This window comes from Sphaerisporangium krabiense, from assembly GCF_014200435.1.
Classification (GTDB): domain Bacteria; phylum Actinomycetota; class Actinomycetes; order Streptosporangiales; family Streptosporangiaceae; genus Sphaerisporangium; species Sphaerisporangium krabiense.
Window position 1 is genome coordinate 60,810 of record NZ_JACHBR010000004.1, and the last position, 14,692, is coordinate 75,501.

The window sequence follows — 14,692 nt, forward strand, 5'->3', positions numbered from 1 at the left end:
GTCGCTGATCGCACTTCTCACCAGCAGGTGGGTTACGCACTCCCAAGTGCCTACTTCCCATTAGGAAGTTTCTCTCCGATGCTGATGCAGGGAGGCAGCAGGCGTCATCCCCGCACGACGAAGGGCACCACGATGAGCACTCTTCCCGGAGGTACCTGGACTCTGGGTGACCTGACCGTCACCCGGTTCGGCTACGGCGCCATGCAACTGGCCGGCCCATGGGTCATGGGGCCGCCCGCCGATCGCGGGGGCGCCCTGGCCGTCCTGCGTGAAGCGGTCGACGTCGGTATCACCCACATCGACACCAGCGACGCCTACGGGCCGCGTGTCACCAACGAGTTGATCCGTGAGGCGCTGCACCCCTATCCCGAGTCGCTGCACATCGTGACCAAGGTGGGCGCGACCCGCGACCACCAGGGTGGCTGGCCCACGGCCCGGCGACCCGAAGATCTGCGCCGCCAGGTCCACGACAACCTCAAGTCCCTCCGGCTCGACGTACTCGACCTGGTCAACCTCCGGCTCGGCGACGCCGAAGGTCCCCGGCCCGGCTCGCTCGCCGAGGCGTTCGAGACGCTCGCCGAACTCCGGCAGCAGGGCCTGATCCGCCACCTCGGGGTCAGCAACGCCACCGCGGAGCAGGTCACCGAGGCACAGGGCATCGCGCCGATCGTGTGCGTGCAGAACATGTACAACCTCGCCCACCGCCACGACGACGACCTCATCGACCGGCTCGCCACCGACGGCGTCGCGTACGTGCCCTTCTTCCCTCTCGGGGGCTTCACCCCGCTCCAGTCCTCGGCGCTCTCGGCGGTCGCCGCTCGATCGGAGGCGACACCGATGTCCGTCGCACTGGCCTGGCTGCTGCGGCGATCACCGAACATCCTGCTCATCCCCGGCACGTCATCGACGGCACACCTGCGCGAGAACATCGCCGGCGCGGGCCTCTCCCTCTCTCATGAGGACTTGGCCAACCTGGACGACATCGGCCGCTGAACGCCCAGAGCTGAACGACTCACCGGCCACGACCTTGGCTTATGAAGAGCCCTATCAATACAGCCGTGATACCGCGATATTTTCGACCGGCGTATCGCCGGCGCCCTCACACGGCGCGACCGGCGTTCCGAGCGCGGTCGGTCCGTGCGCGACCTGACCGTCGTCGGTGAGACACCGGTTGGAGGGTGCAGTTTCATGAGTCGCAGCCTGCGGGCCGGGGCGATCATGGCCGCGGGCACGATGGTGTCCCGGGTCACCGGGTTCGTTCGCACCATGATGCTGGCCTACGCCATCGGCACCGCGGCGATGGGCGACGCGTACAACGCGGCCTACGCCATCCCGTACGGCATCCTTGATCTGCTCCTGCTCGGCGTGCTGAGCAGCGTGATGGTGCCCATGATCGTCAAAGCGCAGCAGCGGGACCCGGACGGCGGGCGGGCCTACGAGCAGCGGCTGATGACCGTGGTCATGCTCATGTTGGTCGTGGTGGCGGTCGTGGCGGTGCTCGCCGCGCCGTTGCTGATCGACCTTTACACCACCGACTGGGCGCCCGACAGCGACGAGTTCCGGGTCGCGGTGCTGCTGGCCAGGTTCATCCTGCCGCAGCTCGCCTTCTTCGGCGTCGGCGCCGTCGCCGGCGCGATACTCAACACCCGCGACCGTTTCGCCGCGCCCATGTGGGCGCCCGTGGTGAACAACCTGGTGGTGATCGCGGTGCTGCTGACCTTCGCGCTGGTCACCGGCCATGCGGGCGGCGACGTCGCACAGGTCACCGATGCGCAGCTCGCACTCCTCGGCTTGGGTACCACGGCCGGGATCGTGGCCCAGGCGGTGGTCCTGGTCGTCTCGCTCAGGCGAGCCGGGTTCTCCTGCCGCCCCCGCTTCGACGTGCGCAACGCCCGCCTGGGCGAGATGGCCAGGATGGGCGTCTGGACCGTGGGGTACGCGGTGATCACCCAGCTCGGTTTCATGCTCACCACGAATCTGTCCAGTTCGGCCGGTGACCAGGCGCCCGGCCACGGCATCACCCCCTATACCTTCGCCTTCCAGCTCTTCCAACTGCCGTACGGCGTCGTCGGCGTCTCGGTGATCACGGCCATGCTGCCCCGGATGAGCCGCGCGGCCGGTGAGGGGCGGCTCGACCTGGTCCGTGACGAGTTCCAGTCGGGCGTGCCCCTCATCAGCGCGGTGATGGTGCCGATGTCGTCACTACTGATGATCCTGGGCCCGGCCATCACCGTGCCGATCTACGCACACGGGGCCACGACGGTGGACGACGCCGTCTACATCGGCAACGTGCTGCAGGTGTACGGGCTGGCGCTGATGCCGTTCACGATCTTCCAGGTGCTGCTGCGCGTTTTCTACAGCTTCGGCGATACCCGCACGCCGGTTCTGGTGGGCGGGGGTACGACGGCTCTCTATGCCGTACTGATGATCACCTTGTACTTCGTGCTCCCCGCCCGGTATGTCGTCATGGGACTGGCCTTCGCGTACGCCATCGCTTACGCGGTGGGCGCCGTCGTGGCGTGGACGCTGGCCCGCCACCGCGTGCGAGGGCTCGGGGGATGGTCCATCGGCTCGGCCTTGACCAGGATGTACTGGTCCTCGCTGCCCGGCGCCGTGCTCGCGCTGGCGTCGGTCTGGATCGCTCAGCGGCTGTTCGGTGCGCCGGGATTCTCGAACGCGCTGATCTCCCTGGTCGTCGGCGGTGGCCTTGGCATGCTGCTCTACCTCGGCATCGCCCACAGGGTGCGGATCTGCGAGGTCGGCTCGATCGTCGGTCTTGTGGCCGGACGCGCGCGCCGAAGCGTCTGAAAGAGGAAGCCTCGGCCGGATCGGTTGGAATGCCAGATGTTCTGGCATGGCGTGCCGAGGGGACCGATGTCGCTTTGGTGTTGAGACTTTCCGTGGTCACTTCATGACCCGGCGTGTTCGGTTGCCGGTCCGCTCTTGTCCCCACGTGTCACGCGCGAAGGGCGGGACGGCGGCCGGGTGCGCCGTTCGCGACGGTTCGTCTCACACGGAGGACTTCAATGACGACCATCGACCGCCGAGGGTTCGCCCGGCTCGCCGGGCTCGGCGCCGTCGGATCTCTCGCGGGCACTCTCCCCCCGGCGCCCGCCTCGGCATCCCCCGCCTCCCCCGCGCGCGGCCTCGCCGTGCCGAGCTGGGACACCTGCCTGGACGTCGCCCGCGACCTGCTGCTCGTGGACGACCGCGACCGGGACCTGAAGCTGAAGTACCTGCGGGTGCTCATCGACGAGGGCCTGCCGAGGACGCGGTCGCCCAAGAAGGTGCTGGTGGTCGGGGCGGGCATCGCCGGCCTGGTGGCGGCCACGCTGCTCAAGCGGGCCGGCCACCAGGTCACGGTGATCGAGGCCAACGGCAACCGGATCGGCGGCCGGATCAAGACCTTCGGCGGCGGCTTCGCCGACCCGGCGCAGTACGCCGAGGCGGGCGCGATGCGCATCCCGGACTTCCACCCGCTGACGCTGGCCCTGGTCGACAAGCTGGGCATCCCGCGCCGCCCGTTCTACAACGTGGACGTGCGCCCGGGCGCGGTCGCGACCGGCCCCGTCCCGCCGGTCGTCTACACCGCGCGGGACGGCCACGTGTGGCGGTCGGGCCCGGTCAAGGGGAGGTTCGAGGCGCCGAAGCGGCTGAACCACACCTGGATCCGGGTGAACGGCATCATCCAGCGGCGCGACGAGTACGCCGCCGACCCGCGGAGGATCAACGCCTCGTTCGGCCTGAAGGACCGCAGGACCACCGCGCAGATCCTGGACCAGGCGCTGGACCCGGTCCGCGACCACTTCTCGGTCGTCCGGGGCGCGGAGCGGGTGGACAAGCCGCTGCCGGAGCTGATCAAGGGCTGGGCCCGGGTGCTGCGCGAGTTCGACGGCTACTCGATGTACAACTTCCTGTCCGGGCACGCCAAGCTGAGCGACGCGGCGATCGACGCCATCGGCACGGTCGAGAACCTGACCTCGCGTCTGCCGCTGGCGTTCATGCACACGTTCCTGACGCGCAGCCTGGTGAACCCGGCGGCCACGTACTGGGAGCTGACGGGCGGCAGCCGCCTGCTGCCGTACCGGCTGGAGCCGGGCCTGCGCGGGGAGATCCGCATGGACCGCCGCGCCGTGCGCATCACGACCACCAAGAGCGGTGTGCGCGTCGACACCGTGAGCGAGAAGGGCAGCGACGAGTCGTCCTCGACGCCGCAGCGGCCCGCCGAGTCGTTCCACGGCGATGTCGCGATCATCACGATCCCCTTCCCCGCGCTGCGGCACGTCGAGATCGCCCCGGCCCTGTCGTACGCCAAGCGCCGCGCGATCATCGAGCTGCACTACGACTCGGCGACCAAGGTGCTGCTGGAGTTCAGCAAGCGGTGGTGGGAGTTCGACGAGGAGGACTGGAAGCGCGAGCTCGGCCCGCGCTACCGCCCGGGGCGGGCGACGCACGTGATGGGCGGCGGGTCGGTGGCCGACAACGCCAACCGGTTCACCTACTACCCCTCCCACCGGGTGCCGGGCAGCGAGGGCGGCGTCGTGCTGGCCAGCTACGTGTGGGCCGACGACGCGGCGCGCTGGGACTCGATGGACGACCGGGAGCGGTACTCCTACGCGCTGCGCAACCTGCGCGAGGTGCACGGCGACCGGATCGCCGAGTTCTACACCGGGCACGGCCAGACGCAGAGCTGGCTGCGCAACCGGTACGCCTTCGGGGAGGCCGCGGTGTTCACGCCCGGCCAGATGACCGAGATCCACCCGGCCATCCCGGTCCCGGAGGGACGGCTGCACTTCGCGGGCGAGCACACCTCGCTCAAGCACGCCTGGATCGAGGGGTCCCTGGAGTCGGCGGTCCGCGCGGCGCTGGAGGTCAACGCCTGACAGTCACGCCGTTCCCCGTCGTGGCCCCGGTCCGCGGGCCACGACGGGGAACGGAGGGACATGTCCCCATCTGGTGATCGTTCTGACACCCCCCGACCACCTGTTGTCTGACCGCGGCTGTCATCATTCAGCCATGAGCATTCGGGTCGTCGTCCTCGGGAACGGGATCGTCGGGGCGAGCGCCGCCTACCACCTGGCCGTCCGCGGCGCGTCGGTCACCGTGATCGACCGGCCGAGGCTGGGCCGGGCGACCGACGCGGGAGCCGGCATCGTCTGCCCATGGGTGGACCACGCCGGCGACGAGGCCTGGTACCGGCTGGCGCTGCAGGGCTCCCGGTACTACACGACCCTGGCCGGCCTGCTCGCCGAGGACGGCGAGACCCACATCAGCCACGCCCGGGTGGGCGCGCTGCTGGTGGCGGAGGACCGCGCCGAGCTGGCGGCGACCGAGGCGCTGCTGCGCGACCGCGCCGCCGCGTCCCCCGACATGGGCGCGGTCGACGCGGTGGACCGCCCGGCCGGCCTGTTCCCGCCGCTGGCCCCCTCTCTCACGGCGCTGTTCGTCCCGGGGGCCGCGCGGGTGGACGGCCGGGTCGTCAGGGACGCCCTGGAGCGGGCGGCCGTACGGCGCGGCGCCCGGGTGCGGGGCGGCGCGGCGGCGCTGACCCCGGCGGGGACGCCGCTGCTCGACGGCACGGCGCTGGACGCCGACGCCGTGGTCGTGGCGGCGGGGGCGTGGGCCGGTGAGGTGTGCGCGCCGATCGGGCTGCCGGTCGCGGTGGGCCCGCGGCGCGGGCAGATCGTGCACGCCGAGCTGCCGGGGGTCAGGACGGAGGGCTGGCCGATCGTGCTGCCCCGGCGCGGGCCGTACCTGCTGGGGTTCCCCGGGTCGCGGGTGGTGCTCGGCGCCACGGTGGAGGACGCCGGGTTCGACCCGCGCGCGACCGTGGGCGGGGTGGCCGAGGTGCTGTCGGGCGGGGCGTGGCTGGCGCCCGGCCTCAAGGAGGCGACGATCGTCGAGACCCGCTCGGGGCTGCGCCCGGTGACCGCGGACGGGCGGCCGCTGCTGGGCGCGCTCGGCGGGCACGCGGCCAACGTCGTGGTCGCGACCGGCCTCGGCGCCTACGGCCTGACGGCGGGTCCCTACATGGGCATGGTCGCGGCGTGCCTGGCGCTGGGCGAGCGGCCGCCGCTGGACGTCACGCCGTTCTCGGCCGACCCGGCGGAGCGCGAAAGGGACACCCTTCTCGAAGCCGGGTGATCGCCGGCGGGCCCGGACGCCCGCGATCCGGGGGACAGGGATGCCTAAGAAGGCGTATAGAGAGGTTCTGGCGGGATACGCGGGAAATCACAGGCTCGCGGGCCGACGTCCAAGTGTGTTCAAGATTTCCCCCAAGGGGCTTCGGGTGTCCCTACCCACCTGACCTGCGATGATAACTTGAGGTTTTCCAGATGGTTTCGTCGTTTCACGGCGATTTCGGCGCCGGGCCCGGTCCGACGAACGGGACTCGCCACGGCGTTCCGGGGGCCGCCCGTGCGTTCCTCCGTCGCCAGGCAGGACGTGGCGGGCGAACGACCGGCCACCTTTGACGATCTCGCCGAAAAACCGAAGATTCCTTGAGTAAACGGGTGGTAAGCGCTTTCCCGCGCCGGACGGCGTTCGCCGCCCACGACCTCATACCCGGGGGTTTCCCGGCCGCCGCCCGCGCGGGACGCCCCGGCGGACGCCAGGGGTCACCTGTCCTGGCTCCGCCTCGACCCACCGTTGGGATGCTGAGATGCTCGCAGAGGACCGAAAGACCGGCACACGCCCGTCACGGCGTGTGAGGGCCTTCTCACCCGTGATCCGCAGCCCGCTGTTGCTGCCGGTCTGCCTCCTCGCGGCGCTGCTGTTCCTGCCTTCGGGCACGATGGTCGGCATCATCCTGGCGGTGGTGCTCATCGTGCTGGCCATCGCGGCCACCTGGTGGTTCTCCGGCCGCCGGAGGCACTCCCTGGAGGACGTCCGCACCGAACTCGCGAAGATCGACGATCTGAGCGGCCGAGTCCCGCAGCCTGACGGCGGCGGCGAGGTCGCCCGGCTCGCCCGGACCATCAACAGCACGCTCTCGCGCCTGGAAGGAGCGAAGACGGAGATGGACCAGGCACTCGAACGCCAGCGGCGGTTCGCCGCCGACGCCTCGCACGAGCTGCGCACCCCCCTCGCGGGGCTGCGGGCGAACCTGGAAGAGGCGCAGCTCCATCCCGACGACACCGACCTGGACGAGCTGCTCCGGCGCTCGCTGCGCGACGTCGACCGGCTCCAGGCGATCATCGCCGACCTCCTCCTGCTGGCGAGTGTCCGGGCCGACAACCACAGACTCCGCGAGGAGACGGACCTGTCGGAGATCGTCCGCGAGGAGGTGACGCGGGGGGCGCACCGCGTCGAGGTCCGGCACCACCTGGACCCGTGCGTGCCGGTCGAGGGCATACGCGGCCAGATCGGCCGCATGGTCACCAACCTGCTGGAGAACGCCGAGCGCCACGCCCGGCACACCGTGGAGGTAGAGGTCCGCAGGTCCGGCGGCGCAGCCGACTTCTTCATCGACGACGACGGGGCCGGCATCGCCCCGGACGACCGTGAGCGCGTCTTCGAGCGGTTCACCCGCCTGGACGCGGCCCGCAGCCGGGACCGGGGCGGCACGGGCCTCGGCCTGGCGATCGCCCGCGACATCGTCCTCGCCCACGACGGCACCATCGAGACGTCCACCTCGCCGCTGGGCGGCGCCCGCTTCCACGTCCGGCTTCCGCTGGCGGGGCCGCCGTCGCGGTGGTCGCACGACCCCGCCGCGTGGGACGCGCGGACGCCGTGAACGCCGGGAGCCCGGGTCAGAAGCGGTAGCGGGTCTGCCCGTACGGCCCCTTGGCGAAGGCGAAGCCCGTGGCCGGCGCCACCCGGTACACCAGGGCCCGGCCGCCCTCGCCGTGGAAGGCGCCGTCGCGCACCTCGAAGCGCCAGCCCTCGCCGTACTTGCGCACGTACGCCTCGGCGACCCGCCCCAGCAGCGTCTCGTCCGTCGTGGGCACGGCCCGCCCTTCCAGGACGAGGTCGACGCCCTCCCGCAGGGCGTTGGCCCCGGTGGTGACCGCGCAGCAGGGGTTGTCCGCCAGATTCGCGGCCTTGCGCTCGGCGGCTCCGGTGCAGAAGTACAGGGCGCCCTCCGTCCAGACGGCGATCAGGGGCGTCACGTGCGGCCGCCCGTCGTCGCGGACGGTGGACAGCCAGTACACCTCGGCCTCGGCGAGCCTGGCACGCGCCTCGCCCCACGGCGTCGGGGCGGCGTCCTCGGCGCTGTAGCGCCTGTCCAGCTCGGTCACGGGCTCCTGGCGGGTCATGTCCTCATCTCCTCGTGATCCCTCGGTGATCGTCCCCGGACCAGAGCGTCAGGGGCACGGAGATGTAGACAGGCCCGGCGCGCGGAACTCATCGGCCGGCGCGGGCGTCACCAGGCGGTGGCGCCGAGCGCGGCGGGGACGGGGACCGACAGGTGGCGGAGCAGCAGGGCGAGCTTGTGGTCCAGCTCGGCGCCGACGGCGGTGATGGCGTCGTCGCCGAAGCTGCCGAACCCGTCGGCGGGGCGGTCGAAGCAGAACCGGGTCATCCCGTCGGCGCCCTCGGTGACGGCGGTGCGCAGCGGCGCGTACAGCAGGATGGCCGGGTTGTGGCGGAACATGCGCTCGGCGATGACGTGGTTGCCCATCAGGTACTCCGAGCAGCGGAAGTAGTCGCCCGCGAGGCCCATCATCGGTCCGGCGTCGTACTTCCAGTAGATCATGAAGTGGTGGGGCGCGACCCGGCCCGCCAGCTCGCGCACCTCCTCCCACTCGGCCCCGCGTTCCACGAGCCGGCCGAACTCCTCCGCCGGGTAGGGCGGCACCGCCCGCTCGTACCGGTCGAGGAACTCGTCGAAGTCCTGGCCGACCTCGATCTCGTACCGCGTGACAGGGCGGCTGACCGCCGCGATCCGCTCCCGCTCCATAGACGCCCCCCACGTCCCGGCCCATCCCCACGGCTGTACGTGCCCCCGAACCCGCGGCCGCACGCAGTCACGGACGGCCGGTCAGGTCGTGCCGGGCCAGCAAGCCTGTTGCAGGTCAGCCCCAAGTCGGCGCATCCATGCTGGGCTCATGGACCTGTCCGACGCCCTTGAGCCTTTCACCACGACCGTGACCCCCGGGCGCCGCATGCCGGGGAAGATCGGTATGGGCATCCTGCTGATCTGCTGGCTCGCGCTCGGCGTGCTGCCGTTCGTGACCGCGGTGCCGGATTTCCGGCTCGCGACCGGGAAGATCGGCACTCCCGGCACCCTCACCGTCGTCTCCTGCGTCTCCCTCGGCCAGGGACGCTACGACTGTGAGGGCAGGTTCGACCCCGACGGCGGTGGCGACGCGGTCATGGTGGCCGCGTCCCCCGACTCGGAGGCGGGGGACGTGACGAGGGCCCAGCTCACCCCTGAGGGGGATCGGGCGCTGCCGTCCGGCACGAAGGGCGTTCTGCGGGCCATGACGCTGCCGGCCCTCGGCCTCGGCGTGCTCGCCTTCCTGCCCTACGTCCTGCTGTACGTCTCCAAGGTCAGGCGGGGGCGCAGGACCGCGGTGATCGCGGGATCGGCGGTCACCGTCCTGTCCCTGGTGCTGGTCGTGGTCGGCATGGTCGCCGCCTACTCCTGACCGGCCGGCGGAACAGGCGCTAGCCCAGGTCGGGGTGGGGGCAGTAGCGGTCGAGGCGGAGCAGGCCGGGGTCGGAGGCCATGAGGGTGTCCAGGTCGTCGATCTCCCAGCCGGCGTCCAGCAGGCGGGGCAGGAGGGGGTGGACGCCCGGGACCGCCACCTGGACCTCCTCGACGCCCGGGTGCGCGGCGACCGCGGCGGACAGGGCCGCGCCGCAGTCCTCCGGTGTCTCGCCGCCGACCGGGCCCACCTCCAGGTCGCCCTCGGTCGTCCGGGCGAAGGCGTATCCCGAGCCGGTCAGGTGCAGCGTCACCCCGGGCAGGCCCGCGTACCAGGACAGGGTGCCGGTCCGCTCGCCGCCGGAGGCCCGCGCGTCGAGCGCCCCGGCCTCCCGCACCCGGGAGCCGTCCGCGACCCTTTCTCCGTTCGCGCCGCTCACCCCGTTCCCGCGAGCGCCGCCGCCCGCCGCCCGCACCCCTGACGGCCCCGCGGACGTGGCGGCGTCCGGGGTGAAGGTGAGGTACATCAGCGGGCAGACGGGGCGCATTCCCTGGCGGATGTACAGGCCGAGGGCCCGGGAGTCGTCGGAGGAGAACGTGACCGCGGGCGTGCCGGACGGCAGCGCGAAGCCGAGGATCCCGCGTCCCACACCGGAGGACTGGTATTCCGGCAGGACGTACAGGTCGCCGAGGTGGGAGATCAGCCCGCGGCGCAGCACCCCGCCCAGGCCCACGATCCGCTCGTCCACCTCCCCCACCACCAGCGTCCCGAACGCCCGCTCGGCGTCGAGGAAGTCCGGCATGTCCGTCCAGCCGTCCAGCGCCTCGAAGTGGGCGGCGACCTCCCGCACGCCGGGCATGTCGGCGTCCTGCGCCATCCGCACGATCGTCTCCCCCATCGGCCCCCCAGCCACGCTTCCTGCCGCCTGTCCGGCCGTTCGCGCCGGTCTTTCCCAGGTCCTTCCCAGGTCCTTCCCAGCCGGAGCCCGGCGGCCACCCCGGCGGGGGTGCGGGACGGTCATCCGAACCTTTATCCCCGTGTGACTTCCTTGCCCTATGCTTTTGTCTGGTTTGCACCCTTTTGGGGTGTCTGCTAGAGTCGCTTTTGCCCTGACGGGTCCCCCTGTGCACGGGACCACCCACCTTCCGTGCCGCGCCGATCACCCGGCGTGCCCCGTCCGCCGCCCCCTCGCTCCGCCGGACGCCTTCCGTCCCGCGTCGACGCGGGCGGGCATCGCCCCAACACAGCGGCGGGCCACCGTAAAGACCACAAAGACCGATGAAGGTGGACACAGCGTGAGGAGGACCCGCGTGCGGCGCAGACACCAGGATTCATCGCGCCCATGGTGGCGCGCCCTCCGCCTGTGGCGCATCCGGTCCATCCGCGGGCGGGTCACCGCCCTCGTCGCCGTCATCGCGATGCTCCTGCTGGTCCCGGCCGGCCTGCTGGCCGGCATGCTCGCGCGCCAGCAGCTCACCGAGGCCGGCTGGGCCGACGCGCGGTACGCGGCCGGGGCCGTCGCCGCCGCCGACCGGGTGGGACGGCTGGTCGGTCCGGGCATCATGACCGCCTACCCCAGCATCGACCTCATCCAGATCGTGGACTCCGACGGCCGGGTCCTCGCCTCCACGCCCGAAGCCCGCGGCCTGCCCGCCCTGTCGGACGTGCACCCCCCCGCCTCCGCCCCGCGCGAGGACCTGAAGACCTGCGAGCACCGGGACCTCGGCTGCCTGCGGCTGACGGCGCTGCGCGTCAACTCCTCGCCCGACTCCAACGTCGTCTACGCCGCCGGGACCGACCGCGGCGGCATGTCGGTGGCGGCGTTCGACCTGATGTTCGCCATCCAGGTGGCGGTGCTGATCTCCCTGGCGGTCGGCGCGGCCTGGAAGATCACCGGGCGCACGCTCAAGCCCGTCGAGGCCATCCGCGCCGAGCTGGCGGCCACCAACCTCAGCGACCTGAGCAGCCGCGTGCCCGAACCCCCGGGCGACGACGAGATCGCCCGGCTCGCCCGAACGGTGAACAGCACGCTCACGCGGCTGGAGAACGCCCGCGGGCGGATGGAGGAGTCGCTGGCCCGGCAGCGGCGGTTCGCCTCCGACGCCTCCCACGAGCTGCGCACGCCCGTGGCGGGGCTGCGCGTGCGGCTGGAGGAGGCGCGCATGCATCCCGAGGACGCCGACCTACCCGAGCTGGTGGACCGCGCGCTCGGCGACGTGGACCGGCTCCAGGCGATCATCGCCGACCTCCTCCTGCTGGCCAGGATCGGCGGGGACGCCCCGGGCGCGCTGAAGGACGTGGACCTCGCCGAGACCGTCCACATGGAGGTCTCACGGCGCACAGACCGGCTGCCCGTGCGCCTGCGGCTGGCCCCCGGCGTCGTCGTCAAGGCCATGGACACGCAGATCGCCCGCGTGCTGACCAACCTGCTCGACAACGCCCAGCGGCACGCCAAGCGCGTGGTCGTGGTCGAGGTGCGGGCCGTGGACGGCCACGCGGAACTGATCGTGTGCGACGACGGGGACGGCGTCGCCGTGGCGGACCGGGAGCGGATCTTCGACCGGTTCACCCGGCTGGACGCCTCGCGGTGCCGGGACAAGGGCGGCACCGGCCTCGGCCTCGCGATCGTCCGCGACATCGCCCACGCGCACGGCGGCACGATCGAGGTCGGCGACGCGCCCGAGGGCGGCGCGTGTTTCGTGCTGCGGATCCCCCTGCCCGCGCCCGAGGCGCCGCGCCTGCGCGTCACCGGCACGGCGCTCACCCTGGCGTCCTCCGCCACCCGATAGGACGCCTGCCGCCGGCGGGCATTCCCGCCGCCGGGGAGGGCGCGCACCGGAAACGAGTTTTGCCAGTCCGTGAGATTTGACCTGGGATGTCCAGGAAATCGTGAGGAACAGGCGGATCTCTGGGTGCGCGATAAGCGACGGTCACGACGCTGCTGTCCTGCTCATTCTTGAGGCCGCGGAACTCGAAGGCACCGTCGCTTATCGGAAGGTGTATGGCGTGGCTAGCGTGGATACCAGCAGAAACAATCGCCAGTCGGATAAAACCGTCCCGTCCGCGGTCGCCCAGGCAGGCGCGGGGAAGGTGGTGAGCGGCGCCAGGAAATCGGTGTCCGGTGACCACCTCACGAGCGAGTGGGAGGAGCGCGTCCGCGACATCCTGCGCGTGGGCGGGCTGCGCCGGCGCGGCGTTCAGGCCCCGTCCTACGACGAACTGCGGCCGTTCGGGCACCGGGAAACGGCCGGATTCCCGGTCTACAAGAATCTGGAGCGGCGGCTTCTCACGGCCACCGAGCATCCGGACCCGGAAATCGCGCACGTGCTCGCGACGTGCGCCGCCTACTCGTATTCCGACCCCGAGACGCTTTCCATGATCATGGCCAGAATGGGCCTCGAGGACAATCACTGTCAGATCATCCAGTCCTCGGCCGACGCCATGCTCATCTCCTCGACGGCGTTCCTCATTCTCAGCAGGAGCGGCCGGGTCGGCATCCTCTGTTACCGCGGCACCCAGCCGCTGAACTTCATCAACTGGCTGAGCAATCTGGACGTCGAGCCGGAGCGCATCGGCTACCAGATCAGCGACCCGTGCGCCACCGTGCACGCCGGGCTGTACCGCAACGTGCGGGCCACCCGGTACGAGATCATGAACGCGCTGCGCCACGCCATCGGCGACCACCAGGGCGCCGGCGTCTCCCGCGCGGACGGCCCCACCCGGTCCGGCGAGCGCTACGGCGAGGGCGCCGCCGCGCCCGAGGGCCCGCTGGAGGCGCTCTACATCACCGGGCACAGCCAGGGCGGGGCGATGGCCGCGCTGCTCGCCGTCATGATCCGGCACGAGCGCAAGTACCGCGACGTGCTCGCCGACCGCCTGCGCGCCGTCTACACCTTCGGCCAGCCGATGATCGGCGACCCGGCCTTCGCCGAGGCGGCCCAGAGCGACCCGTTCCTGCGCCAGAACGTGATCCGGTACGTCTACGACGGCGACGTGGTGCCGCACCTGCCGTCCGCCGCCTCCGGGCCGTTCCGGCACTTCGGCCGCGAGTACCACTACCGGGTGCCGCACCTGGTCGGGGGCCTGACGTCGGTGATCTCCGCGGCGCGCTGCCCGTCGCGGATCCGCAAGGGCCGCTGGGAGGCCAGGAGGCGGGCGACCGGCCAGCTTCCCGGCCTGTTCGGCATCCCGCTGGCGGCCCTCTCCTACGTGGCGCGCCGATTCGAGGCGACCCGCGCGCTGCCCGCGATCTACTCGATCGACGACCACCTGCCGCAGCACTACGTCTCTGCCCTGACCCCGCCCGGGGTCCAGAACGAGTTCGGCGACTGACACCCGCCCGCGGGAGGGCTTTCCTTCCCGCGCGGCCAGGCCGTCCGGCCATCGGTCCTCGGCCCGGCGCCAGGCTTCCCGCCCGGCGCCGGGCTTTCCGTTTCTCAGGAGGAATCGTTCCAGAGAAGCGGTCGCACGCTTTGTAAGGCGGTCTCGCCGGATTCCGGGGATTCCCGCTGCCGGGGCAGGGTCGGCGAGGCCGTCGGCCTGTGCGCGTACGCCACCTGAAACCACACGGTCCGGCCGCCGGGATCCTGGCGTACCCCCCAGCCGGAGGCGAGCGCCTGGACGATATGAAGCCCACGCCCGCCCTCCCCCGATTCGTCGTCCCGCACCCGCGGAACCTCTTCGCCGCCCGCGTCCACGACGTCGACGTGTACGAAGTCGTGGCAGTCCGCGAGCGCCAGCGTGATTTTCCCGCCATTCCTGGAATTCGAGTGGATCACTGAATTGGTGACCACCTCGGACACCAGGAGCACCACCGCGTCCACCGCCGGATGACCGTCGCCCAGCTTATCCCGCGCGAACTCACGGGCCATTCTCGCCGACTTCGGCTCACCGGCCATCTCGATGACGCCTAGCAATCTTCCCATCCGCATGCGCTCGCCTTTTCTTCCGACGCGAGAAACGCGCTTCTTGGAGACTTCGCCCTCTCAGAGTGGCGACGGCGAGCTACGATCGGGGAGCGATTGGCTCGTACGAACGTTTACATTTTGGTGAGGGGTACGTGAGCACAGCAATATCCATAATATTGAACTAGAAAGGAC

General features: G+C 71.4%; 12 protein-coding genes. 8 read left to right on the top strand and 4 right to left on the bottom strand.

Annotated features, from left to right (window positions below; all coding sequences use genetic code 11):
• Positions 1-78 precede the first annotated feature (78 nt).
• The 5 genes from BJ981_RS37130 to BJ981_RS37150 all read left to right on the top strand — a co-directional run bounded on the left by BJ981_RS37130 (position 79) and on the right by BJ981_RS37150 (position 7,735).
• A complete protein-coding gene (locus BJ981_RS37130) occupies positions 79-993 on the top strand; it encodes an aldo/keto reductase family oxidoreductase (protein WP_443728995.1) in 915 nt (304 codons plus the stop codon).
• Positions 994-1,188: 195 nt separating this feature from the next.
• Positions 1,189-2,808 carry a murein biosynthesis integral membrane protein MurJ gene (murJ, locus tag BJ981_RS37135; protein ID WP_184618216.1) on the top strand — a complete coding sequence of 540 codons (1,620 nt, stop codon included), beginning with the start codon at positions 1,189-1,191 and terminating at the stop codon, positions 2,806-2,808.
• 218 nt (positions 2,809-3,026) lie between these two features.
• A complete protein-coding gene (locus BJ981_RS37140) occupies positions 3,027-4,883 on the top strand; it encodes a flavin monoamine oxidase family protein (RefSeq protein WP_184618217.1) in 1,857 nt (618 codons plus the stop codon).
• 133 nt (positions 4,884-5,016) lie between these two features.
• Positions 5,017-6,144 carry an NAD(P)/FAD-dependent oxidoreductase gene (locus BJ981_RS37145; RefSeq protein WP_204070043.1) on the top strand — a complete coding sequence of 376 codons (1,128 nt, stop codon included), beginning with the start codon at positions 5,017-5,019 and terminating at the stop codon, positions 6,142-6,144.
• Between the two features lie 580 nt (positions 6,145-6,724).
• On the top strand, positions 6,725-7,735 hold the full coding sequence (locus BJ981_RS37150) for a sensor histidine kinase (RefSeq protein ID WP_184618218.1): 1,011 nt from the start codon (positions 6,725-6,727) through the stop codon (positions 7,733-7,735).
• Positions 7,736-7,751: 16 nt separating this feature from the next.
• On the opposite strand, the gene BJ981_RS37155 is transcribed toward BJ981_RS37150, so the two are convergent.
• Together BJ981_RS37155 and BJ981_RS37160 are read right to left on the bottom strand one after the other, a co-directional pair.
• Positions 7,752-8,258: a pyridoxamine 5'-phosphate oxidase family protein gene (locus BJ981_RS37155; protein WP_184618219.1), complete on the bottom strand. Its 507-nt coding sequence runs from the start codon at positions 8,256-8,258 to the stop codon at positions 7,752-7,754.
• A gap of 107 nt (positions 8,259-8,365) precedes the next feature.
• Positions 8,366-8,902 carry a DUF302 domain-containing protein gene (locus tag BJ981_RS37160; RefSeq protein WP_184618220.1) on the bottom strand — a complete coding sequence of 179 codons (537 nt, stop codon included), beginning with the start codon at positions 8,900-8,902 and terminating at the stop codon, positions 8,366-8,368.
• 148 nt (positions 8,903-9,050) lie between these two features.
• Between BJ981_RS37160 and BJ981_RS37165 the strand changes: the two genes are divergently transcribed.
• The gene (locus BJ981_RS37165) at positions 9,051-9,593 is read left to right on the top strand and encodes a hypothetical protein (protein ID WP_184618221.1); all 543 of its coding nucleotides are present in this window, start codon (positions 9,051-9,053) and stop codon (positions 9,591-9,593) included.
• Between the two features lie 19 nt (positions 9,594-9,612).
• Here the strand turns inward: BJ981_RS37165 and BJ981_RS37170 are convergent, their stop codons facing one another.
• Positions 9,613-10,491 carry a GNAT family N-acetyltransferase gene (locus BJ981_RS37170; protein ID WP_184618222.1) on the bottom strand — a complete coding sequence of 293 codons (879 nt, stop codon included), beginning with the start codon at positions 10,489-10,491 and terminating at the stop codon, positions 9,613-9,615.
• 412 nt (positions 10,492-10,903) lie between these two features.
• Between BJ981_RS37170 and BJ981_RS39575 the strand changes: the two genes are divergently transcribed.
• Together BJ981_RS39575 and BJ981_RS39580 are read left to right on the top strand one after the other, a co-directional pair.
• A complete protein-coding gene (locus BJ981_RS39575) occupies positions 10,904-12,382 on the top strand; it encodes a sensor histidine kinase (protein WP_184618223.1) in 1,479 nt (492 codons plus the stop codon).
• Positions 12,383-12,599: 217 nt separating this feature from the next.
• Positions 12,600-13,925, top strand: a complete 1,326-nt coding sequence (locus BJ981_RS39580) for a lipase family protein (RefSeq protein ID WP_184618224.1) — start codon at positions 12,600-12,602, stop codon at positions 13,923-13,925.
• Positions 13,926-14,029: 104 nt separating this feature from the next.
• Here BJ981_RS39580 and BJ981_RS37185 read toward each other — a convergent pair whose 3' ends face one another.
• A complete protein-coding gene (locus BJ981_RS37185) occupies positions 14,030-14,524 on the bottom strand; it encodes an ATP-binding protein (RefSeq protein ID WP_184618225.1) in 495 nt (164 codons plus the stop codon).
• Positions 14,525-14,692 lie beyond the last annotated feature (168 nt).

What these genes read in the sequence shown, in the direction of transcription:
- BJ981_RS37155 (WP_184618219.1), bottom strand. Translation starts at nt 8,258, where the DNA reads ATGACCCGCCAGGAGCCCGTGACCGAGCTGGACAGGCGCTACAGCGCC.
- BJ981_RS37145 (WP_204070043.1), top strand. Translation starts at nt 5,017, where the DNA reads ATGAGCATTCGGGTCGTCGTCCTCGGGAACGGGATCGTCGGGGCGAGC.
- BJ981_RS37140 (WP_184618217.1), top strand. Translation starts at nt 3,027, where the DNA reads ATGACGACCATCGACCGCCGAGGGTTCGCCCGGCTCGCCGGGCTCGGC.
- BJ981_RS37170 (WP_184618222.1), bottom strand. Translation starts at nt 10,491, where the DNA reads ATGGGGGAGACGATCGTGCGGATGGCGCAGGACGCCGACATGCCCGGC.
- BJ981_RS37185 (WP_184618225.1), bottom strand. Translation starts at nt 14,524, where the DNA reads ATGCGGATGGGAAGATTGCTAGGCGTCATCGAGATGGCCGGTGAGCCG.
- BJ981_RS37160 (WP_184618220.1), bottom strand. Translation starts at nt 8,902, where the DNA reads ATGGAGCGGGAGCGGATCGCGGCGGTCAGCCGCCCTGTCACGCGGTAC.
- BJ981_RS37130 (WP_443728995.1), top strand. Translation starts at nt 79, where the DNA reads ATGCTGATGCAGGGAGGCAGCAGGCGTCATCCCCGCACGACGAAGGGC.
- murJ (WP_184618216.1), top strand. Translation starts at nt 1,189, where the DNA reads ATGAGTCGCAGCCTGCGGGCCGGGGCGATCATGGCCGCGGGCACGATG.
- BJ981_RS37165 (WP_184618221.1), top strand. Translation starts at nt 9,051, where the DNA reads ATGGACCTGTCCGACGCCCTTGAGCCTTTCACCACGACCGTGACCCCC.